General features: G+C 70.2%; 16 protein-coding genes. 9 read left to right on the forward strand and 7 right to left on the reverse strand.

Annotated elements, in window-relative coordinates; genetic code table 11:
* Positions 1-104 precede the first annotated feature (104 nt).
* The 6 genes from ABC337_RS09530 (at position 105) to ABC337_RS09555 (ending at position 5,767) form a co-directional block, all read left to right on the forward strand.
* Positions 105-536, forward strand: coding sequence for a hypothetical protein (locus tag ABC337_RS09530; protein WP_412884178.1), 432 nt, complete (start codon positions 105-107; stop codon positions 534-536).
* Positions 537-915: 379 nt separating this feature from the next.
* On the forward strand, positions 916-2,772 hold the full coding sequence (gene dnaK, locus ABC337_RS09535) for a molecular chaperone DnaK (protein ID WP_412884177.1): 1,857 nt from the start codon (positions 916-918) through the stop codon (positions 2,770-2,772).
* Between the two features lie 2 nt (positions 2,773-2,774).
* On the forward strand, positions 2,775-3,422 hold the full coding sequence (locus ABC337_RS09540; RefSeq protein WP_412884176.1) for a nucleotide exchange factor GrpE: 648 nt from the start codon (positions 2,775-2,777) through the stop codon (positions 3,420-3,422).
* 246 nt (positions 3,423-3,668) lie between these two features.
* Positions 3,669-4,649: a DnaJ C-terminal domain-containing protein gene (locus ABC337_RS09545; RefSeq protein WP_412884175.1), complete on the forward strand. Its 981-nt coding sequence runs from the start codon at positions 3,669-3,671 to the stop codon at positions 4,647-4,649.
* Positions 4,650-4,659: 10 nt separating this feature from the next.
* Positions 4,660-5,082 carry a heat shock protein transcriptional repressor HspR gene (locus tag ABC337_RS09550; protein WP_412884174.1) on the forward strand — a complete coding sequence of 141 codons (423 nt, stop codon included), beginning with the start codon at positions 4,660-4,662 and terminating at the stop codon, positions 5,080-5,082.
* Between the two features lie 286 nt (positions 5,083-5,368).
* Entirely contained in the window at positions 5,369-5,767 is a 399-nt protein-coding gene (locus ABC337_RS09555; RefSeq protein WP_412884173.1) for a hypothetical protein, read from the forward strand.
* A 12-nt stretch (positions 5,768-5,779) separates the two neighbouring features.
* Here the strand turns inward: ABC337_RS09555 and ABC337_RS09560 are convergent, their stop codons facing one another.
* The 5 genes from ABC337_RS09560 to ABC337_RS09580 form a co-directional block, all read right to left on the reverse strand.
* Positions 5,780-9,271, reverse strand: coding sequence for a DEAD/DEAH box helicase (locus ABC337_RS09560; protein ID WP_412884172.1), 3,492 nt, complete (start codon positions 9,269-9,271; stop codon positions 5,780-5,782).
* A gap of 108 nt (positions 9,272-9,379) precedes the next feature.
* The gene (locus ABC337_RS09565; RefSeq protein ID WP_412884952.1) at positions 9,380-10,186 is read right to left on the reverse strand and encodes a DUF1206 domain-containing protein; all 807 of its coding nucleotides are present in this window, start codon (positions 10,184-10,186) and stop codon (positions 9,380-9,382) included.
* A 91-nt stretch (positions 10,187-10,277) separates the two neighbouring features.
* Complete coding sequence (gene trmB / locus ABC337_RS09570) at positions 10,278-11,201, reverse strand: tRNA (guanosine(46)-N7)-methyltransferase TrmB (protein ID WP_412884171.1); 924 nt, start codon at positions 11,199-11,201, stop codon at positions 10,278-10,280.
* Positions 11,202-11,328: 127 nt separating this feature from the next.
* The gene (locus ABC337_RS09575; protein ID WP_412884170.1) at positions 11,329-12,618 is read right to left on the reverse strand and encodes an MFS transporter; all 1,290 of its coding nucleotides are present in this window, start codon (positions 12,616-12,618) and stop codon (positions 11,329-11,331) included.
* A gap of 51 nt (positions 12,619-12,669) precedes the next feature.
* Entirely contained in the window at positions 12,670-13,935 is a 1,266-nt protein-coding gene (locus ABC337_RS09580) for a M20 metallopeptidase family protein (RefSeq protein WP_412884169.1), read from the reverse strand.
* Between the two features lie 130 nt (positions 13,936-14,065).
* Between ABC337_RS09580 and ABC337_RS09585 the strand changes: the two genes are divergently transcribed.
* The 3 genes from ABC337_RS09585 to ABC337_RS09595 all read left to right on the forward strand — a co-directional run bounded on the left by ABC337_RS09585 (position 14,066) and on the right by ABC337_RS09595 (position 18,904).
* Positions 14,066-15,112, forward strand: a complete 1,047-nt coding sequence (locus ABC337_RS09585; protein ID WP_412884168.1) for an Lrp/AsnC family transcriptional regulator — start codon at positions 14,066-14,068, stop codon at positions 15,110-15,112.
* A 9-nt stretch (positions 15,113-15,121) separates the two neighbouring features.
* Positions 15,122-16,624: an MFS transporter gene (locus tag ABC337_RS09590; protein ID WP_412884167.1), complete on the forward strand. Its 1,503-nt coding sequence runs from the start codon at positions 15,122-15,124 to the stop codon at positions 16,622-16,624.
* Between the two features lie 381 nt (positions 16,625-17,005).
* Complete coding sequence (locus tag ABC337_RS09595) at positions 17,006-18,904, forward strand: DEAD/DEAH box helicase (protein WP_412884166.1); 1,899 nt, start codon at positions 17,006-17,008, stop codon at positions 18,902-18,904.
* Between the two features lie 192 nt (positions 18,905-19,096).
* On the opposite strand, the gene ABC337_RS09600 is transcribed toward ABC337_RS09595, so the two are convergent.
* Positions 19,097-19,747: an MBL fold metallo-hydrolase gene (locus ABC337_RS09600; RefSeq protein WP_412884165.1), complete on the reverse strand. Its 651-nt coding sequence runs from the start codon at positions 19,745-19,747 to the stop codon at positions 19,097-19,099.
* Positions 19,748-19,767: 20 nt separating this feature from the next.
* Positions 19,768-20,775, reverse strand: a complete 1,008-nt coding sequence (locus ABC337_RS09605; protein ID WP_412884164.1) for an aldo/keto reductase — start codon at positions 20,773-20,775, stop codon at positions 19,768-19,770.
* Positions 20,776-20,818: the final 43 nt, after the last annotated feature.

A 20,818-nucleotide genomic window follows, 5' to 3' on the forward strand; every position in this document is an offset into this window, starting at 1 on the left:
GGGGCATCCCGGCGCAGGGAAACGGCCCTGTCGCCGCCCGGGGTCCCTCGATAGACTGCCCCTGCGCCCGAGCGGGCGCGCACGCCTGCAGGAGGGATCCACCCATGTCTGACAATCACGGTGAGTTTGATCGAACGGCAGCAGAAGAAGCGCGGCATGATGCGGCCGCCCCGGCCGCCGAGGAGGCGGGCCTCGAGGCCGACGCCGGCCAGTACGTCGAGGGCGACTACGGCAACGCCGGTGTGACCGGGGAGAACCCGGCGGGCGCCCCGGAGGGCGAATACGCCGAGGGTGACTACGGCAAGGCCGGCGTCGCCACCGGCTCCGCGGTCGGCGCCGAGGAGGGCGACTACCCGGAGGGCGACTACGGCCGCGCCGGCGCCACTGGCCCGGACGCCGTCGCCGGCGACGAGGGCGAATACGAGGAGGGCGACTACGGCGCCGCGGGCGCCACCGGCCACCGGGCAGCGGGCGAGGCGGCCCGCGGCAGCGAACACCGCGGCGACGATCGCCGCGACGACGAAACCGGGCGCTAAGCGCGCAGAAGGACTTTTTAGGCGGGCCCGGCGGGGCCGTTCTCGCAGAGCGAAACGGCCGCCGGGGCACCCGCCCTGCGTACACCGGGAATCGCAGTGGCGCCGAAATCCGCGGAATCCCGGGGTTTGGCGGAACAAGACCGCCAGCATCAGCGCCGCCGTCGTGCTCGAAAACGAGGGCCGTCAGCCGAAGTTGAGTGGATGCGACTCAACTTTGGATTGACATCGGAATGGGCCTGCGTAGACTTGAGTGCAGAGCGCTCAACAAGTGGGCGCGCCTCGACAATCGACGGGCTCGATCCCGGGTTTACTCCCGGTCGCCGGGCCTCCGCCCGATGGCCGGGGGCAGCACGTTTCCAAGGAAAGAAGGAAGCCACACATGTCACGAGCAGTAGGTATTGACCTCGGAACCACCAACTCCGTTGTTTCCGTTCTCGAAGGTGGCGAGCCCACCGTCATTGCCAACGCCGAGGGTGGCCGCACCACGCCGTCGGTCGTTGCGTTCTCCAAGTCCGGTGAGGTCCTGGTCGGCGAAATCGCCAAGCGCCAGGCCGTCAACAACATCGACCGCACCATCTCCTCGGTCAAGCGCCACATGGGCACCGACTGGACCATGGGCATCGATGACAAGAAGTACACGGCGCAGGAAATCTCCGCCCGTATCCTCATGAAGCTCAAGAACGACGCCGAGTCCTACCTGGGCGAGAAGGTCACCGACGCGGTTATCACCGTCCCGGCCTACTTCAACGACGCCGAGCGCCAGGCCACCAAGGAAGCCGGCGAGATCGCGGGCCTGAAGGTTCTGCGCATCGTCAACGAGCCCACCGCGGCCGCCCTGGCCTATGGCCTGGACAAGGGCAAGGAAGATGAACTCATCCTCGTCTTCGACCTCGGCGGCGGCACCTTCGACGTCTCCCTGCTCGAAGTGGGCAAGGACGAGGACGACTTCTCCACCATTCAGGTTCGCGCGACCGCTGGTGACAACCGCCTGGGCGGCGACGACTGGGACCAGCGCGTCGTTGACTACCTGCTGAACCAGCTCAAGGTCAAGGGCATCGACCTCTCCAAGGACAAGATCGCCCTGCAGCGTCTCCGCGAGGCTGCCGAGCAGGCCAAGAAGGAACTCTCCTCCTCCTCCAGCACCAACGTCTCCCTCCAGTACCTCTCCGTCACCCCCGACGGCCCGGTCCACCTGGACGAGCAGCTGACCCGCGCCAAGTTCCAGGACCTGACCAAGGACCTGCTGGAGCGCACCAAGAAGCCGTTCCACGACGTGATCAAGGAAGCCGGCATCAAGCTCTCCGACATCGACCACATCGTGCTCGTCGGCGGCTCCACCCGTATGCCCGCCGTCTCCGAGTTGGTCAAGGAACTGGCCGGCGGCAAGGAGCCCAACAAGGGCGTCAACCCGGACGAGGTCGTCGCCGTCGGCGCCGCCCTGCAGGCCGGCGTCCTCAAGGGCGAACGCAAGGACGTGCTGCTGATCGACGTCACCCCGCTCTCCCTCGGTATCGAAACCAAGGGCGGCGTCATGACGCACCTGATCGAGCGCAACACGGCCATCCCCACCAAGCGGTCCGAGACCTTCACCACCGCGGATGACAACCAGCCGTCCGTGGCCATCCAGGTCTTCCAGGGCGAGCGTGAATTCACCCGCGACAACAAGCCGCTGGGCACGTTCGAACTGACCGGTATCGCCCCGGCCCCGCGCGGTGTGCCGCAGGTTGAGGTCACCTTCGACATCGACGCCAACGGCATCGTCCACGTCTCCGCCAAGGACAAGGGCACCGGCAAGGAACAGTCGATGACCATCACCGGCGGTTCCAGCCTCTCCAAGGAAGACATCGACCGCATGGTCCGTGACGCCGAGGAGCACGCAGCCGAGGACAAGGCCCGCCGCGAGGCGACCGACACCCGCAACACCGCCGAGCAGCTCGCCTACTCCGTGGACAAGCTGATCGCCGACAACCCTGACAAGCTGCCCGAAGAGGTCAAGACCGAGGTCCAGGCCGACGTCGACGAGCTGAAGAAGGCGCTTGAGGGCACGGACGACGCCGCCGTCAAGACCGCGTTTGAGAAGCTGCAGGCTTCCCAGACCAAGCTCGGCGAGGCCATCTACGCCCAGGCTGGTGCCGCTGAGGGTGCCGCCGGTGCCGAAGGTGCCCCGGCCGGCGAGAAGGCGTCCGACGAGGACATCGTCGACGCCGAGATCGTTGACGAAGACGAGAAGAAGTAATCATGCCGCACCACGGTAACGAAGCAGAGCACGCCGGCGAGGGCCCGGACGAGAGCCAGAAGCCGGTGGTCCACGACAACCGCAAGGTTGATCCGAAGACCGGCCAGGCACGGCACCCGGACCAGGAACCGGCTGCGGCGGAGTCCGGATCCGGGGACGCCCTGTCCCAGGCCGAGGACATCCTCGACAGCGTGGACGTCCCGGCCGCGGACTCCGTGGCGCAGGGCGTCAACGCCGGGGAGGCGGAGGAACTGAAGAACGACCTCCGCCGTTTGCAGGCCGAGTACGTCAACTACCGCAAGCGCGTCGAACGCGACCGCGCCGTGGCAGGGGAGATGGCCGTCATCGGCGTCCTGAACTCCCTGCTCCCGGTGCTGGACGACGTCGACGCCGCCCGGCAGCACGGCGACCTGGCCGACGGCCCGTTCGCCGCGATCGCCGCGAAGCTGGAGAACGCGCTCAAGACCTACGGTCTGGTGCGCATCGATGAGACCGGCGTGGAGTTCGACCCCACGATCCACGAAGCCCTCATCCAGCAGCCCGGCGCCGACGTCGAAACCGACACGGTCAGCCAGGTCCTCCGCTCGGGCTACAAGTCCGGCGACCGGGTCCTGCGCGCCGCCCAAGTGATCGTGTCCGTCCCGGCGTAGCGTCACCACCGCGCCTTCGCGGATGAGGGGGCCCCGCCCTCTCATCCGCTCCGCCCTCCGCGCCCGCGGTCTTCTCGCCTAAGGTGAGTGGACATACTGCGCGCAGCAGACGATGGGCCCCGGGAGTGGCATCGGGCCTGTCGAAGCCGGGTGGCTGGGGATCGCAGATCCCCAGCCACCCGGCGAAGGGGCGGGGGCCCATCGTCTGCGAAGCGCACTCTGCACGACTTTTGAAAGGAAACGCCAGTGGCCAGCCAGGACTGGGTCGACAAGGACTTTTACAAGATCCTTGGTGTCGCCAAGGACGCTTCCGACGCCGACATTAAGAAGGCCTACCGGAAGCTCGCCCGGCAGCACCACCCGGATACCAACGCCGGGGATACCGCTTCGGAGAAGAAGTTCAAGGACATCTCCGAGGCCTACTCCGTGCTCTCCGACGCCGACGAGCGCCAACAGTACGACGCCATTCGGGCGATGGGTGGCGGCGCCCGGTTTGCCCCCGGCGGCGCGGGCCAGCCCGGCGGCGGGGCCGGCTTCGAGGACCTCTTCGGCGGCCTGTTCACCGGCGGCGGGGGCCGACAAACCGGCGGCTACAGCACCGCCGGCGGCATTCCGCCCGAATTCGCCGACCTGTTCGGCGGCGGCGGCTTCGGTGGCGGCCAGTCCTTCCAGCGCGGCCCGCAGAAGGGCGCAGACCGGACCGCCTCCACCAGCATCTCCTTCGCCGGTTCCATCCGCGGCACCACGATCGGCCTGCGCGAGCCCGACGGCGAGGTCATTGACGTGCGCATCCCCGCCGGCATCAAGGACGGCCAGAAGGTCCGGGTCCGCGGCAAGGGCCAGTACGGCCCCGCCGGCAACGGCGACCTGATGGTTACCGTCTCGGTTAAGCCGCACGATTTCTACACCCGCGACGGTGACAACCTGCGCATCCACGTTCCGGTCACCTTCCCCGAGGCTGCCCTGGGCGCGGACATCGAGGTTCCCACGCTCGACGGCGACAAGGTCCGGGTCCGGGTTCCCGCGGGCACCCCCACCGGCCGGACGCTCCGGGTCAAGGGCCGCGGCGTCAAGCACAGCAAGGCCACCGGCGACCTGCTCGTCACCATCGACGTCGCCGTCCCCAAGAAGCTGACCAAGGAAGCCGAGGACGCCGTCAAGGCGTTCGCCGCGGCCACCGCCGGCGAGGACGTCCGGGCGGGCCTGGCAGCCAAGGCCCGGCTGTAGGAGTCCAGCCATGGACATCGAGTTCGACCAGCCGATCTTCGTCATCTCGGTCGCCGCTGAACTGGCGGACATGCACCCGCAGACGCTGCGCCAGTATGACCGGCTTGGCATCGTCTCGCCCAGCCGCGCCCCCGGGAAGTCCCGCCGGTACTCGCAGCGGGACGTGAACATGCTCCGCGAGGTGCAGCGGCTCTCCCAAGAGGGCGTCTCGCTCGAAGGCATCAAGCGGATCCTGCAGCTGGAGAACCAGGTCGCGGCCCTGCAGCACCGGGTCTCCGAACTCACCGAGGAGCTCAGCCGCCGCCGGCAGCCGCTGGATTCCAGGATTTTCGCCGCCGGTGCTGCGGGAGATGTGGTCACCCTCGCCCGCGGCCAGCGGCCGCGCCCCCGCTCCCAGGCCCTCGTCGTCTGGCGCCCCCGCGACAACTCCTGACCCGCCTAAGTAGTCCACCCGGCGGGACTGAGTAGCCGCCCGCAAAGACGGGTGGTGAAACCGCAAAGTCGAGTACCGCGACCCCCTGACGGGCCGCTTTCCCGCCCGGTTAGATGGTCTCGGCGGCGCACTGCCGCCACCGGTCGACGCCCTGGGGCGGGCCGGTCACGTGCACAAGCCGGGGGGCAGCACCGATGAATGAACTCACCCGTGGTTTAGGGGATTCCACCACTTCCCGACGCACGCCCGTGACGGCGCCGGCGTCCGCACTGAGCGCGGGCCGGCCATGAACTCCGGACTGAATGCCCTGGCCCTCTTTGGCAACTCCCTGCCGGGCCTGCTGCTGCTCACCTTCGGCCAGACGATCGTGGTCGTGTGCGTCTGCACCGACATGGTCCGGGCCGTCTCGGTGCCGCGCTCCCAGCGCCGCTACCTGGCCAACACCGTCTTCCTGACCCTGGTCCCGCCGTCGATCCTGGCGCTGAGCCTCGCCGTGCTGGTGTACGCGGCATCCGGGGCGTGGGCGCAGACCGCCGGCGGCGTCTTCGTCCTGGTGACCGTGATCTTCCGCTGGCACACGGACCCGGACGAGGACAGTTGGTGGAAGGGCAAGGGCAAGCAGCTCCGCCGCTGGTTCCAGCGGCGGCTGGCCACCGGGCGGATCACCGCGCCGGCCGCCGCCTGAGGCCCGCTCCGGCTAGTCGTCGAAGAGCCCGGCCAGGTCCTCCGCTGTCAGCGCACCGCCGGCCAGCGCGTCGCCCTCCACCACGTCGGCGAACAGCTGGGACTTCTTCGCCTTCAAGGCCATGACCTTCTCCTCGATCGTGTCCTTGGCCACCAGCCGGTAGACCATCACGTTCCGGGCCTGGCCGATCCGGTGCGTCCGGTCCACAGCCTGCGCCTCGGATGCCGGGTTCCACCACGGGTCCAGCAGGAACACGTAGTCCGCCTCGGTCAGGTTCAGGCCGAAGCCGCCAGCCTTGAGGCTGATCAGGAACACCGGGGCGGCGCCGTTCTTGAACTCGCTAACCACGTCCGCACGGTTCCGGGTGCTGCCGTCCAGGTAGCAGAACTCGATGTTCTCCTCGATCAGCCGCTCCCGGACCTTGCCGAGGAACCCGGTGAACTGGCTGAAGATCAGCGCCCGGTGGCCCTCCGCCACGAGGTCCTGGAGCTGTTCGAAGAGCACGTCCAGCTTGCTGGCCCGGATCCCGGAGAGGGACGGGTCGATCAGGGACGGGTCCAGGCTGAGCTGCCGGAGCAGGGTCAACGACTGGAAGATCGTGAAACGGTTCTTGTTCACGTCCTCGATCAGGCCCAGGATCTTCTGCCGTTCGCGCTGCAGGTGGGTCTGGTAGACCTTTTGGTGCCGCGGATTCAGCACCACCTCCAGGATCTGCTCCTGCTTGGGCGGCAGGTCCCGGATCACCTGTTCCTTGGTGCGGCGCAGCATCAGCGGGCGGACCCGGCGGCGCAGCTTGTCCAGCCGTGCCCGGTCCCCGTTCTTCTCCACCGGCCGCTGGTAGTTCTCCGCGAAGCGCTTGGGGCTGGCGAACAGCCCGGGCGCCACGATCGAGGTCAGCGCCCAGAACTCCATCAGGTTGTTCTCCAGCGGCGTGCCGGTCACCGCCAGCTTGAAGTCCGCAGGCAGCTTCCGGGCGCACTGGTAGGCCTTGGACTGATGGTTCTTCACGAACTGCGCCTCGTCCAGCACCAGGCCGGCCCAGCGGCGGGACGCGTACGCGTCGTAGTCGATGCGGAAGAGCGCGTAGGAGGTGATGACGACGTCGGCGCCGGCCAGAGCGTCGGCAGGATCGGAGCCGCTCTTGGCGAAGGTCTCGCCGATGGCCCGCACGGTCAGCCCGGGGGCAAACCGAGCGGTCTCGGCCAGCCAGTTGCCCACCACGGACGTGGGTGCCACCACCAGGAACGGGGCGGCGCCCGCGGCTCCGGGTGCCCCGGCGTCGTCGTCGCCGTCAGCCGCAACAGACGCCGCCTCGGCAGCCGCGATCTTCGCCGCGCAGATCAGCGCGAGCGTCTGCACGGTCTTGCCCAGGCCCATGTCGTCGGCCAGCACCCCGCCCAGGCCGTGGCGGTAGAGGAAGCTCAGCCAGTTGAAGCCCTCCAGCTGGTAGGGACGCAGCTCCGCGTCCAGGGTGTCCGGCAGCGGCAGGCCTTTCACGCCCCCCTCCAGCAGCCCGCCGACGGCGTCCCGCCAGGCGGAGGCCTGTTCGTCCACGATCCCCAGCTGCGCCAGCTCGTCCCAGAGCCCGGCCTGGAAGCGGCTGATCTGGAGCGGGGCGTCCTTGTTGTCCTGCAGCTCCCGGGCCTCCTCGATCAGGGCGCGCAGTTGGTGCAGCTCGGGCAGGTCCAGCGAGAAGTAGGCGCCGCTGGGTAGCAGCATCTTCGTCTGACCGGCGGCGAGAGCGGAGAACACGGCGGCGAAGGACACCGGCTGGCCCTCCAGCGAAATCTGGATGCCCAGGTCGAACCAGTCCCGCTGTTCGGTGGCCTTGGTGGAGATGGAGACCACCGGGGCCTCCTCCGCCTCGCGGTAGTCGGCGATCTCGCCGGCGGTGTCCACGGTGACCTCGGCCAGCTGGCGCAGCCGGGGGAGGACCTCCTCGGTGAACGCCAGGGTGTCCAGGCCGCTGAGCTCTGCGGAGTCGGCGAGCCGGGGTGTGCCCCAGCCGCCGGTGGCCGATTCGCCGAGCTTGGGCACCACCTCCCAGGGCTGGCCCACGGTTTCGAGGATGCGCGCCTCGGCGGTGTCGTCCCGATAGCCGTGGTCGCCGGGGTGGCGCCAAAGCGGCTGCGCCGTGACCAGGGTGCCGGAGGTGTAGTGCCACTCCCAGTGCAGTCGGACCCGGTGGTCCGCGCCGTAATTCGCCAGCAGCGACAGCGTGGGGACGGCCAGCGTCGGCAGCTCCACCGACTCGTCCGAGGCGGTGACCCGGGCGGTCTGCTTCAGCTTCGGGTAGAAACCGGTGAGGAAGCGGGTCTCGTCCCGGGACGGGATGTGCAGCGTGGTGCCGGCGGTGACGAACGCCAGCAGTTCCTCGCTGAGCCCGGCCTCGAGCGGCGCGAGCGTGATCGTGGCGCCCTCGGGTGCCAGGCCCGGGAGGGTCCCGGCGTCACCCGTGACGAAGATGCCGTGCGCGGGGCGGCCGATGGTGCCCACCGCCGCGGGGTCCACCTCGGTGGCCTCGACGGTGATGATGGGCGCGAGGGCGAGGCCGCCGTCGTTGCCGCCGCCGTCGTCGGCGCCGGTTCCGGCGGCGCTGTCCGCGCCGTTCCCGGCGCCAGCGCCGGCGGGGGTGCCGAAGCGGGTGAGGTTGAGTCCGACGGCGGCGGGGCTCGCCGCCAGGTGCACGGGCTCGTCCGCCTTGCCGTGAACCAGGGCCAGGCCGATCTTGCGGGCCTCCTCCAGCAGGCTCCACAGGTTCCGGCCGGCGTAGGTGTTCAGACCCAGCCAGAGCCCGGTCCCGGCGTGCTGGCGGTTCGCCACGGAAGTGTGCGAGGCCAGGAACTCCAGCATCCACTCCACGTGGGCCTCGTTGCACTCCCGGCGGTAGTTCAGGTAGCTCAGGGTGCTCCACGAGACGTCGCCGCGGATCCACTTGCCCTTCGCGCCCATGATGACGGGGCGGGCCTTGAGCTGGCGGACGCTGCGCAGCGGGTCGCGGCGGCCGGTGTAGGAGAAGTGCGGAGCCGGTTCCTCGATCTCGAACTGCAGCGCCAAGGGCACGCCGGCGGAGGGCTGCGTGGACGCCTGCCGGGAGAGCAGCGGGCTGAGCGCCTGCTCCCAGTCGGGCAGGTCCACGGGAGCCGGCTGCCGGGAGAGCCGGGACGTCTCGGCCGGGGCCAGCAGCTGCACACGGGTGGCCGGGTTGTCCTCCGCCGCGAAAAGCAGCGCCGCGACGTGCTTGCAGTCCTTGCGGACCGGGCAGCTGCAGACGCCCACGGTGCAGCTCCAGCCGCCGCCCTTGCGGACCAGCTTCGCCGTCGTCGAATACGGCACATCGGACCCGCCGCGGACCTTGCCCAGCATCAGCCCGGTGGCGGCGTCGAAGGAAATCCCGGAGACCCGGCTCCCCATGGCGTAGGCGAGCCCGGCCGCGAGGGAGCGGTCGTTGATTGCGGGGGTCTGGATCGCCAGTGCCGCATTCTCATCCGGATTCGAGGGCATGAAGGCACTACTTTCGGCAGTTGGTCATCTGATCCATCTTAGCCAGCCGGCGGTGACCCCGGACCGCGGGCGCCGGCCGTGGGGGCCAGGGCAGGGGCCGGAGTCCGGCTACATCCGTGCGAGGCGGGCGCGGACGGCCATGAAGATGCCGTAGCAGATCAGCCCGGCGCCGACGGCGGCGAGCATGTACATGCCCAGCGGCTGGTCCCGCAGGGCCTTGAGGCCGCCGTCGAGCCCGGTCGATTCGTCCGGGTCAGCCTTGATGGTGGCAATCACGATCAGCATCCCGGTCAGCAGCAGGGCCACGCCCTTGGCCGCGTAGCCGATGATCCCGGTGACCTTCACGGCCAGGCAGGCGTGCTCATTGGCAGGCATGCGGAGGTACTTCACGAAGGACTTCCGGAAGCCGCGGATGGCATAGACCACGCCGGTCACGGCCACGGCGACACCGATCAGGATCAGCAAAAGCGTCCCGCCGGGCGTGGCCATCAGGTGCAGGGTCAGGTCGCTGGTGGACTGGCGATGGTCCGCGTGCGCGCCCAGGGCCACCGACGCGAGGGTCAGTGCGAAGCCGGTGTAGACGACGGCCTGCAGGGCGGCCTTGAGCTTCCTGGCGGCTTTCTTCTTCGTTTCCAGGTGCTCGAAGTCGAACACCGCGTCGCTGGTCTGCCAGATTGCCAAGGCCACGCACGCGGCGAACGCGCTCCAGAGCAGGTACGGTCCGACGGGCTGCTGGGCCATCTCGGCCACCGCGCCGCTGACGTCCGCCTGGCCCTGGCCGCCCATCGCGAGGCGGATCGCGACCAGGCCGATCAGGAAGTGCAGCAGCCCGGAGACGGCGAACCCCGCTCGGGCCGCGATTTCGAGCGGCCGGGAGTTGGTGACATCCTCCGCAACTTCTGCCGCGTCTTTCAGTTCCATGCTGCTGGTCCGTTCTTGCACTGTTGAGCTTTGCCGTAATCCTGCCATGCGGACGGCCCCCGCGGCCGCAGGCGATGGGCCCGGATCAGCGGCGCCGGTAGCTGAGGTCGAAGATCAGCCGGCCGGCCTCGTGGGCCTTGTTCTCGAAGCTGGTCAGGATCCGGCCGTCGAACCGCGGCGCCCAGCCGCCGACGTCGTCGACGCCCTCGTTGGGGCCGGTGTGCTCGGTGCTGACCGGGGCGCGGCCCTCCTTGACCGGGGCGCCGCCCACCACGGACTCCACGCCGGATTCCCAGACCTGGGTCAGCGGGCTGTCCGGGCCGCTGCGTTCGCCCTCGTGCAGGTTTTCGAAGTCGGCGGCGCCGGCCATGACCTCCCGGACGTGCACGGCGTAGTTGGACCAGTCGGTGGCGATCCGGAAGATGCCGCCGGGCTTGAGCGCCCGGGCGGCGAGTTCCGCGAACGCCGGCTGGATCAGGCGGCGCTTGTGGTGCCGGGACTTGTGCCACGGGTCCGGGAAGAAGACCCAGAGTTCGGTGACGGAGCCGGCGGGAAGCATGCTGGCCAGGACCTCGGGGGCGTTGGCCTCCACCACGCGGACGTTGGTCAGGCCGCGGCTGTTGATCTTGATCAGGGTGTTGGCCAGGCCCGGGGTGTAGACCTCCACGGCCAGGAAGTCGGTGTCCGGGTTCTGTTCGGCCGCATGGCAGACGGCGTCGCCCAGGCCGGAGCCGATCTCCACGATCAGCGGGGCCGTGCGGCCGAACTCGGCCTCGGCGTCGAAGACGTAGTCCGGGTGGACGGAGGTGTTGGCGATGTGCCGGGGCACGTCCACGGCCCAGCGGTCCGAATGCTCGTCCCAGGCCGCCTGGCGGCGGCCCTGCAGCCGGGTGCCGCGGCGCACGAAGCTCACCGGGCGGCCGCCGTAGGTGCCGAAGGAGGCCTGGCTGCCGGGGGTCACCGGGCGCGGGGAAGGCGCCGGCTGCGGGGATTCTGGGGTTTCACTCATCCCCTCCAGAATAGTGGAGCCCCGCACCCAACTGACTCGCAGCTGAGGCCGTTATGAGCGCTCATAACGGCCTCAGGTGCGAGTCAGTTGGGAGAAACCGGGGCTTTGCAGCGGCGCCTGGCCCCGGTCAGGCGGTGAGGTCCTTGCCCTTGGTCTCCGGGATGGTGAAGACGAACAGGGCGGAGACGGCCAGCAGGGCCACGGCGTAGACGTTGAACAGCTGCGGAGACTGCAGGCTGGTGCCCAGCCACTGCTGCAGGTACGGGGCGGTGCCGCCGAAGAGCGCGACGCAGATGGAGTACGGCACGCCGACGCCGACAGTGCGGATGCTGGTGGGGAACAGTTCGGCGTACACAGCCGGGACGATCGCGGCGCTCGCGGCGATGAAGATCAGCATCACGGACATGCTGACGGCCAACTGCCAGGCCGAATCCTTCAGCAGGGCGGTCATCGGGAAGTGCAGCAGGCCCGAGCCGATCGCGCCGGCCCACAGCACCTTCTTGCGGCCGATCCGGTCCGCGAGCTTGCCCCAGAACGGCAGCGCTGCGATGAAGACGATGTTGCCCACGACGCCGGCCCAGAGCGCCTCGCCGCGGTCGATCTTCAGGGCGGTGGTGGCGTAGCTGGGGGCGACGACGCCCCAGATGTAGTAGATGACCGTCAGGCCCACGGTCAGGCCGATCACCTGCAGGGCCTGCTTGCGGTGCCGGACGATCTGCGGCCAGATCGCGGCCTTCTTCTCGGCCAGCGCCTCACCGGCGAAGACGTCGGTCTCGTGCAGCCGGGACCGCATGATCAGGGCGTACAGTCCCATCGCGGCGCCGATCAGGAACGGCACCCGCCAGCCCCAGGCGTTCATCGCCTCGGTGGAGAGGGCCATGTTCAGGACCGCGCCCAGCAGGGTGCCGAAGAGGATGCCGACCGTGCCGGAGGTGTAGATCAGGGTGGCCCAGAAGCCGCGGTGTTCCTTCGGCGCCATCTCCGAGAGGTAGGTCTGGGAGGAGGGCAGCTCGCCGCCGTGCGCCAGGCCCTGGACCAGCCGGGCCACCAGCAGCATCAGGGACGCGAAGGCGCCCACCGCGGCGAAGGTCGGGGCGACGCCGATCATCAGGCTGCCCACCGACGCCAGGCCTACGGCCAGGGTCATGGATGCCTTGCGGCCGATCCGGTCGCCGATCCAACCGAAGAGGAAGCCGCCGAAGGGCCGGGCGACGAAGCCGACGGCGAAGATCGCCAGGGTGGAGAGCACCGCCGAGGCGGGGTCCGACTTGCTGAAGAGCTGGCTGGCGATGAACGGGGTGAACGTGGCGTAGATCGCCCAGTCGTACCATTCGACGGCGTTGCCGATGCCGGTGCCGATCAGGGTCTTGCGGGTGGATGTCCGGGGAGCCGTCGGCTGGGACACGGTTGCTGTCATGGAAATCTCCGGGTGGTTCTGGGTGGGAGTGGTGCTGGACGGGGGTGCCGGTTAGGAGCGGCCGGCGGGTACGGCGGCCGCGGTGGCTGTGGCGGCCGAGAGGGTGGCGAGCCGGGACAGGGCGAGTTCGGCGTAGAGGGCGGCGCCGTCGGCCAGGACGGCGTCGTCGAACGTGGCGTACGGCGAGTGGTTGAACGCCGACGTCGTGTGGTCGCCGCCGTGCGGGACGGCGGAGAGGCCGATGAAGGTGCCCGGGACCTCGGCCAGGACGCGGGAGAAGTCCTCGGAGCCGCTCAGCGGCGTGGCCCAGCGGGCCAGCCGGCCCTCGCCGAAGAGGTCCCCGATGACGTTTTCCGCGGTGCGGGTCTCGTCCTCATCGGTGATGGTGAGCGGATATTCCTGCTGGTAGTCGACGTCGACGTCGAGCCCGTGGGCCGCCGCGATGCCGCGCAGCAGGCGGGGGACGGCGTCCATCATCTTCTGCCGGGATTCCTCCGAGAAGGTCCGCACCGTCGCCTCGATCCGGGCGGATTCGGGGATGATGTTCCGCTTGGTGCCGGCCTGGAGCACGCCCACGGAGAGGACCACCGGGTCGAACATGTTGAACTGGCGGGTGACCATGACCTGCAGCGCCGTGACCATCTCGGCGGCGACCGTGACCGGGTCCTTGGCCGCGTGCGGGGCGGAGCCGTGGCCGCCGGCGCCCAGCACGGTGACGGTGAGCCCGTCGGAGGAGCTGAGCATTACGCCGGGCTTGGTGCAGAAGGTGCCGTGCGGTTCCAGTGCGGAGAACACGTGCATGCCGTAGGCGGCGTCCACGCGCCGGCCCGGGGCGTCCAGGACGCCCTCGCGGATCATGTAGCTGGCGCCGTCGAAGCCTTCCTCGCCGGGCTGGAACATCAGGACGACGTCGCCGGCCAGCTGGTGCCGCTGCTCGGCCAGCAGGGTGGCGGCGCCGGCGAGCATGGAGGTGTGCAGGTCGTGGCCGCAGGCGTGCATGGCGCCGTCCATGGTGGAGGAGTAGTCGATGCCGGTCTTCTCCTGGACCGGGAGGCCATCCATGTCGGCGCGCAGGAGCACGGCGGGACGGCTCACGTCATCGGCTCCGGAGCCGGCGTTCCCCTGGCCGCGGAGCACGGCGGTGACGGAGGTGGTGTCTGTGCCGAGGGTGATCTCGTAGCCCAGCCCGTCGAGTTGCTGCAGGACCTTTTCCTGGGTGCGGGGCAGGTCCAGGCCGATTTCCGGTTCGCGGTGCAGGGCGTGGCGGAAGCGGGCCAGCTCCGGCTGGAGTTCCCGGGCGTCGTCGGTGATGGTCACAAACTCTCCTGGCGGTTGATGGGCGGTTGATTGGGGCGGTGCGTTCGGGTCTATTCTGGAGTGACCTGCGCCACACGGGCGCTAAGGGCTGGAAATATGCATCCATTCCCGTGGAACGCAGGATTCGTGCATGAGAGGGGAGTGGGACGTGGAGCTGAGCGAGGATGACCTTGCGTTGATCAACGTGCTGCAGATGGCGCCGCGGCTGGGCTGGGGCGACGCCGCGGAGGTCCTGGGTGTCCACGCCACCACGCTGGCGGCCAGGTGGGACCGGCTGCGGGCGTCCGGGGTTTCGTGGATCACCGCTCACCTGATCGGCGACCCGCACCAGATGTGCCTGGCCTTCATCGCCGTCGACTGCGAGATGCACCGCCGTGACGAGGTCACCGAGCAGCTGGCCCTGATGCCGGAGGTGGTGACCGTGGAGGAGGCTGCCAGCAAGCGCAACCTGATGCTCACCGTCATCACCCGGTCCCTGGACGACCTCAGCGACCAGGTGATGTCCCGGCTGAAGGAGATCGAGGGCCTGACCAAGTACGAGACCGCGTTGTGCACCCGGCTGCATTCCAGCGGCGGCGCCTGGCGGCTCAACGTGCTGGACCGGGCGCAGCAGGCGGCCGTGCGGACCCTGGCCGGCGCTGAGGCCGGAACGGCAGCATCAGCGGCCGCCGTCGCGCGGGAACTGCCGGAGAGCCACCTGGCGCTGCTGCCGTTCCTGGCCCGGGACGGGCGGGCCACGGCCGCGGAGATCGCCCGGAGCCTGGGCCGCCACCCGGCCACCGTCCAGCGGCAGCTGAACCGGGTGCTGGCCAGCGGCATGCTGTCCTTCCGCTGCGAGGTGGCCCAGCGCTATTCGTCCTTCCCGGTCACCTGCCAGTGGTTCGTCAACGTCCCCGCCGGCCAGCACGAGGCGGCGGCCGCCGAGCTGAAGACCATGCGCAACGTCCGGCTGAGCGCCTCCACCACCGGGCCCACCAACTTCGTGATCATCATGTGGCTGCAGTCCCTGGCCGACGTGATGACGGTCGAACTCGCGCTGCAGCAGAAGGTGCCGGGGATCGAGCTGGTGGAGAGCGTGGTGATGCTTCGGACCGTCAAGCGGGTGGGGTGGATGCTCGACGCCGACTCCCGGGCCAGCGGCGCCGTCGTCGTCCCCGCCCAGGGGCTTGCGCCGTAGGCTTCAGGTATGTCGAACCCCGCCAGCCCGCGAACCCGCCCGGACCAAGGGCCGGAGACCGGCGGCATCTTCCAGCGCCGGTACGTTCTGGTGACCCTCGGCGCCTGCGCGCTGGTGTTCCTGGCGGCCTTCGAATCGCTGGCGGTGACCACGATCATGCCGCTGGTCAGCCGCGAACTCGACGGCGCCGGGCTCTACGCCCTGGCCTTCGCCGGGCCGCTGGCCACCGGCGTGATCGGCATGGTGGCCTCCGGCAGCTGGGCCGACCGCAGGGGGCCGGTGGCGCCGCTGCTCTCCGCCGTCGGCATGTTCGTCGTGGGGCTGCTGATTGCCGGGACCGCCGCCTCCATGCCGGTCCTGGTCGCGGGGCGCCTGGTGCAGGGTCTCGGTGGCGGCGGCCTGACCGTGGCGCTGTACGTGGTGGTGGCCCGGGTCTACCCGCCGCCGCTGCACCCCAAGATCTTCGCCGCGTTCTCCGCCGCGTGGGTGGTCCCCTCGCTGGTGGGCCCGTTCACCGCCGGGCTGGTGGCGGAGGTGGCGGGCTGGCCGTGGGTCTTCCTGGGTGTGGTGGGCCTGGTGGTTCCGGCGTTGCTGCTGACCGCTCCGGCGCTGCGCGGGCTGCCGAAAAACGAGCCCGCCCCTAATGAAGTCCCGGCGGGCCAGCCGGAACCGGCTCCGGCGGAATCCGCCCTGGCGGAATCTGGCACTGGTAATCAGGCGGGCCCCCGGCCCTCCCGCGTCCCCGGGGCGCTGGCCAAGCTGGGGCTGGCCGCGCTCGCTGCCGCCGCGGTCCTGGGCCTGAACCTCTCCTCGTCCCTCCCGGGGATCGGCGGGCTGCTGGCCGGGGCCGCCGTCGCCGTCGCGCTGCTGGCCGTCCGCCCGCTGATGCCCCGCGGCACGCTGACCGCCCGGCGCGGGCTTCCCAGCGTCATCCTCACCCGCGGGCTGGCCTCCGCCGCGTTCTTCGGCGCCGAGGTGTACCTGCCGTACCTGCTGGTGGAGCGTTACGCCTTCGCGCCCACCTTTGCCGGGCTGACCCTCACCGCCGGCGCCGTGGCGTGGGCCTCCGCGTCCGCGGTGCAGGGCCGCCTGGGCCCTCGGCTGGAACACCGCCGCGCCATCCGGATCGGGGCGGCGATGGTGCTCGCCGCCGTCGTCCTGGCCCTGGCCACCACCGTCCTCGGCTGGCCCGCCGCCGTCGCGATCGCCGGCTGGGTGTTCGCCGGCGCGGGCATGGGCCTGATGTACGCGCGGCTCAGCGTCATGACTCTGGCCCTCTCCACCCGCGAAAACGAGGGCTTCAACAGCTCCGCGATGTCCATCTCGGACTCCCTCGGCGGCGCCCTCTCGCTGGCCACCACGGGCATCATCTTCGCGGCGTTCACGACGGCGGGAGCCGGCCCGAACGGTGCCGCCGCACCGTTCGCCGGGGTCTTCGCCCTCACCGCCGCGATCGGCGTCGCCGGCGTCCTGGTGGCGCCGCGCGTCGCCCGCCGCGGCGCACCCGACTGACCGGCAGTTAATGCCGTTTTGGACCGCGAAAACGGCATTAGCTGCGAGTCAGTTGGGACGGGCTGGAAACGGGAGGAGGGTCCCGGATGATAGACTGGGGGAACTTGATGTGCAGTGATGCCCACTCCTGATCCGGCTGGAAAGCCTCGGCAGACCGCCGGATCGCCCGCGGATTCCTCGGAATCTCCCCGCGGGAGTGGGATTTTTTCATGTGAGAGGCACATCCTGCGTCGATGAACGCGTTCCATTTGGTCCCGGCAATGAGCGGCTACCCGCAGACCGCCCGGTCGACCACCTGACTTTTCTTCGGCGAACCCCTGGTCCAACCGGCGCCGGGGGCCGATATCCGCACGGATACCGCCTGAAAGACCCTTGACACTTATGACTACATTTGCTGCCCTCGGCACGCCCAAGGCCCTTGCCGACACCCTGACCGCCCAGGGAATCACCGAGCCGTTCCCCATCCAGGTCAAGACCCTTCCTGACACCCTGGCCGGACGCGACGTCCTGGGCCGCGGCCGCACCGGCTCCGGCAAGACCATCGCCTTCGCCATCCCGCTGGTCGCCCGTCTCGCCGAGCGCGAGGCCGCGCACTTCCGCAAGCCCGGCCGCCCCATGGCCCTGGTCTTGGCCCCCACCCGCGAGCTGGCAACCCAGATCAACGCCACGGTTGAGCCGCTGGCCAAGGCCGTCGGCCTGAACACCACCGTGATCTACGGCGGCATCTCCCAGGCCCGCCAGGAAAAGGCCCTCCGCGCCGGCGTCGACATCGTCATCGCCTGCCCCGGCCGCCTGGAGGACCTGATCCGCCAGCGCATCCTGACCCTCGAGTCGGTCGAAATCACCGTCCTGGACGAGGCCGACCACATGGCCGACCTCGGCTTCCTCCCCGTGGTCAAGAAGCTCATGGACATGACCCCCACCCAGGGTCAGCGCCTGCTCTTCTCCGCCACCCTGGACAACGGCGTGGACAAGATCGTCCAGCGCTACCTCTCCAACCCGCTGACCCACTCCGTGGACGACCCCCAGGCCGCGGTCACCACCATGGAGCACCACGTCCTGGTGGTCAACGACCAGACCGTGAAGAAGCAGCTGATCGTGGAGCTCGCCTCCGGCGCCGGCCGCCGCGTGCTGTTCATGCGCACCAAGCACCACGCCCGCAAGCTGGCCAAGACCCTGACCGACGCCGGCATCCCCGCCGTCGACCTCCACGGCAACCTGTCGCAGAACGCCCGTGACCGCAACCTCGCCGAGTTCTCCTCCGGCGACGTCCGCGTCCTGGTCGCCACCGACGTCGCCGCCCGCGGCGTGCACGTCGACGACGTCGAACTCGTCATCCACGTGGACCCGCCCACCGAGCACAAGGCCTACCTGCACCGCTCGGGCCGTACCGCCCGCGCCGGTTCCGACGGCACCGTGGTCACCCTGACCCTGCCGGAGCAGCAGTCCGACGTGAAGAAGCTCATGAAGGCCGCAGGCGTGGACGTCAGCTTCGAGCGCGTCACCGCCAGCTCGCCGATCGTGGCCGAGCTCGTCGGCGACATCGCCGAGAAGGTTGACCCCCGCACCCGCGCCGCGCTGCTGGCCGCCAAGGCTCCGCAGCAGGGCGGTGGCAGCTCCACCGGTGCCAACGCCGAGCGCAAGCGGGCCCGCCGCCAGGCAGCCCCCACCGCCGGTGGCCGCGGCGGCCGCGGTGGACGCGGCAAGGTGTCCGCCGAGGCTCCGCGCACCGACCTGCCGCGTGCCGAGCGCCGCGCCGTTGCCTACGAGGGCCAGGCCGCTGCCCGCAGCGCCGCCGAGCGCATCGCCGAGCAGAACCAGGACCGGTCCGACGCCGAGCGTTCCGAGCGCCGCAACGCCCGGGGCCGCGGCCGCGCCACCGCCTACGCGCACCACAACGATGTTCCGTCCGCCGGCGGCCGTCCCGCCGCGGGTCGCGGTTCCGACGGCCGTGCAGCCGAGGGCCGGAACGATTCCCGCGGCGGGGCACCCCGTGGCGGATCGGCCGCGGGCCGGGGCGGCGCCCCGCGTACCGGCGGTTCCACCGGCGGCCAGCGTAGCGGACGTCCGGCCACCGGCCAGCGTGCTGCGGCAGGCACCAAATCGGGCGGTCGCTCCGGCGGCGGTTCGGCTCCGGTCTGGTCTTCCAACAGCGGCGGCACCTCCGGCGGTTCCTACGCGGGCGGCGGCAACGGCCGCTCCGGCGAAGGCCGTCCGGCCCGCAGCGGCGGTCCCCGCCGCGCGTCGGCCCCGGCATCGAACGACCGCCGCAGCCGCTAGTCCCCAACCGCTCCCTAACCTCGCAAGCTCGGCCAGGGAACCCGGCGGTCGTGGCCCCAAGTTTCGGGGTGGATTAACCGTCCGCGCTACGGAAACGGACGGCCGCACCGGGGGTCCCCGATACGGCCGTCCGAATCCGCGGCGCCGGTCCGGAACCGGCGCGGATTCCGGCTCCTGCCGAGCCGGCAGAATCTACCAGCCGCGGGCGCGCCACTCCTCAAGGTGCGGGCGTTCCGCACCGAGGGTGGTCGGCTTGCCGTGGCCCGGGTGCACGACCGTGTCGTCCGGGTAGGCATCGAACAGCCGCGCGGACACATCGTCCAGGAGCTGGGTGAACCGCACCGGATCCTTGTCCGTGTTGCCCACCCCGCCCGGAAACAGCGAGTCGCCGGAGAAGATGTGCGCGGGCCCTGCCGGGTCCTGGTACACCAGCGCCACCGAGCCCGGGGTGTGGCCGCGCAGGTGCACCGCCGTCACGTCGAACCCGTCGAAGTTGCCGACGTCGCCGTGATCCAGCAGCACATCCACCGGCACCGGCAGCGCGGGAGCGTCGTCGGTTCCGGCGGCGGTCTTCGCGCCGGTCTCCTTGACCACCTCGGGCAGCGCACGGACGTGGTCCCAGTGCTGGTGCGTGGTGGCGATCAGCGCCAGCTTCGGCGTCGCCTCGGTGTCCGCGGCGGCGTCGGCCAGCAGCGCCTCGATGGCGGCCGCATCATCGGCCGCATCGATCAGGAGCTGCGCGCCGGAAGCCTTAGCGGTGAGCAGGTACACATTGTTGTCCATCTCACTGACCGAAATCCTGCGGATGGTGACGTCGCGGAGCGAATGAATGAGTGAGTCCATGGGCATCAGTCTAGGACCGCCTATTCCCGGCCCTCGGAGACCCAGCCCGGGTTCGCTGCGCGGGAGCCGACGACGGCGTCCGCCGCGGTGTTGAGCCGGTCGAGTTGCGCCGGGTCCAGCTTCAGGGACAGGGCGCCGAGGTTTTCATCGATCCGGGCGGCCTTGCGGGTGCCGGGAATCGGGACGACGGGCAGGCCCAGCGCCTCGCCGCGGGCCAGCAGCCAGGCCAGGGCAACCTGCGCCGGTGTGGCGGGACCGCTGGCGGTCTGCAGCTCGGCGGCGACCTCGCGGACCGTGGCCACCACGGCCTGGTTGGCGTCCACAGCGTCCGCGGCGAAGCGGGGGATGTTGCGGCGGAAGTCGTTGCTGCCCAGCTTCGAGGCATCCACGGTGCCGGTCAGGAACCCCCGGCCCAGCGGCGAATAGGGCACGAAGCCGACACCCAGTTCGGCCGCCGCGGGCACCACGTTGCGCTCCACGTCCCGGCTCCAGATGGACCATTCGCTCTGGACGGCGGCAATCGGGTGGACGGCGTGGGCTTCCCGGAGTTCCGCCGCCGTCACCTCGGACAGGCCCAGATGCTTGACCTTTCCGGCCTTGACCAGCTCCGCCATGGCCTCCACGGTTTCCACAATCGGAACGCGGAGGTCACGGCGGTGCATGTAATACAGGTCGATACTGTCGGTACCGAGGCGGGACAGGCTGCGGTCCACGGCCGCGCGGACGTAGGCGGCGTCGCCCCGGATGTCCGTGTAGCCCTCCGCCGGGTTCCCCACCAGACCGAACTTCGTGGCCAACTGCACCTCGGAGCGCCGGTCCTTGAGCAGGGCGGCGAAGAGTTCCTCATTGCTGCCGCTGCCGTAGATGTCCGCGGTGTCCAGGAAGGTCACCCCGGCGTCGACGGCGTGGTGCAGGGTGGCCAGCGCCTCGGCCTGGTCTACCTCGCCGTAGACCGGGGTCAGGGCCATGCCGCCGAACCCGAGGGGGCTGACGCTGAGGCCGTCGCCGAGCTGAACTGTGGCTGTCATCTGGAGTCTCCTGTCATTGCCGGAACCGCTGTCCCAGCCAAGA

It is taken from the genome of Arthrobacter phoenicis (assembly GCF_047238215.1).
Lineage (GTDB): Bacteria > Actinomycetota > Actinomycetes > Actinomycetales > Micrococcaceae > Arthrobacter.

Coding starts and splice junctions, on each gene's coding strand:
- ABC337_RS09530 (WP_412884178.1), top strand. CDS start 105: ATGTCTGACAATCACGGTGAGTTTGATCGAACGGCAGCAGAAGAAGCG.
- dnaK (WP_412884177.1), top strand. CDS start 916: ATGTCACGAGCAGTAGGTATTGACCTCGGAACCACCAACTCCGTTGTT.
- ABC337_RS09540 (WP_412884176.1), top strand. CDS start 2,775: ATGCCGCACCACGGTAACGAAGCAGAGCACGCCGGCGAGGGCCCGGAC.
- ABC337_RS09550 (WP_412884174.1), top strand. CDS start 4,660: ATGGACATCGAGTTCGACCAGCCGATCTTCGTCATCTCGGTCGCCGCT.
- ABC337_RS09555 (WP_412884173.1), top strand. CDS start 5,369: ATGAACTCCGGACTGAATGCCCTGGCCCTCTTTGGCAACTCCCTGCCG.
- ABC337_RS09560 (WP_412884172.1), bottom strand. CDS start 9,271: ATGCCCTCGAATCCGGATGAGAATGCGGCACTGGCGATCCAGACCCCC.
- trmB (WP_412884171.1), bottom strand. CDS start 11,201: ATGAGTGAAACCCCAGAATCCCCGCAGCCGGCGCCTTCCCCGCGCCCG.
- ABC337_RS09575 (WP_412884170.1), bottom strand. CDS start 12,618: ATGACAGCAACCGTGTCCCAGCCGACGGCTCCCCGGACATCCACCCGC.
- ABC337_RS09585 (WP_412884168.1), top strand. CDS start 14,066: ATGAGAGGGGAGTGGGACGTGGAGCTGAGCGAGGATGACCTTGCGTTG.
- ABC337_RS09590 (WP_412884167.1), top strand. CDS start 15,122: ATGTCGAACCCCGCCAGCCCGCGAACCCGCCCGGACCAAGGGCCGGAG.
- ABC337_RS09595 (WP_412884166.1), top strand. CDS start 17,006: ATGACTACATTTGCTGCCCTCGGCACGCCCAAGGCCCTTGCCGACACC.
- ABC337_RS09600 (WP_412884165.1), bottom strand. CDS start 19,747: ATGGACTCACTCATTCATTCGCTCCGCGACGTCACCATCCGCAGGATT.
- ABC337_RS09605 (WP_412884164.1), bottom strand. CDS start 20,775: ATGACAGCCACAGTTCAGCTCGGCGACGGCCTCAGCGTCAGCCCCCTC.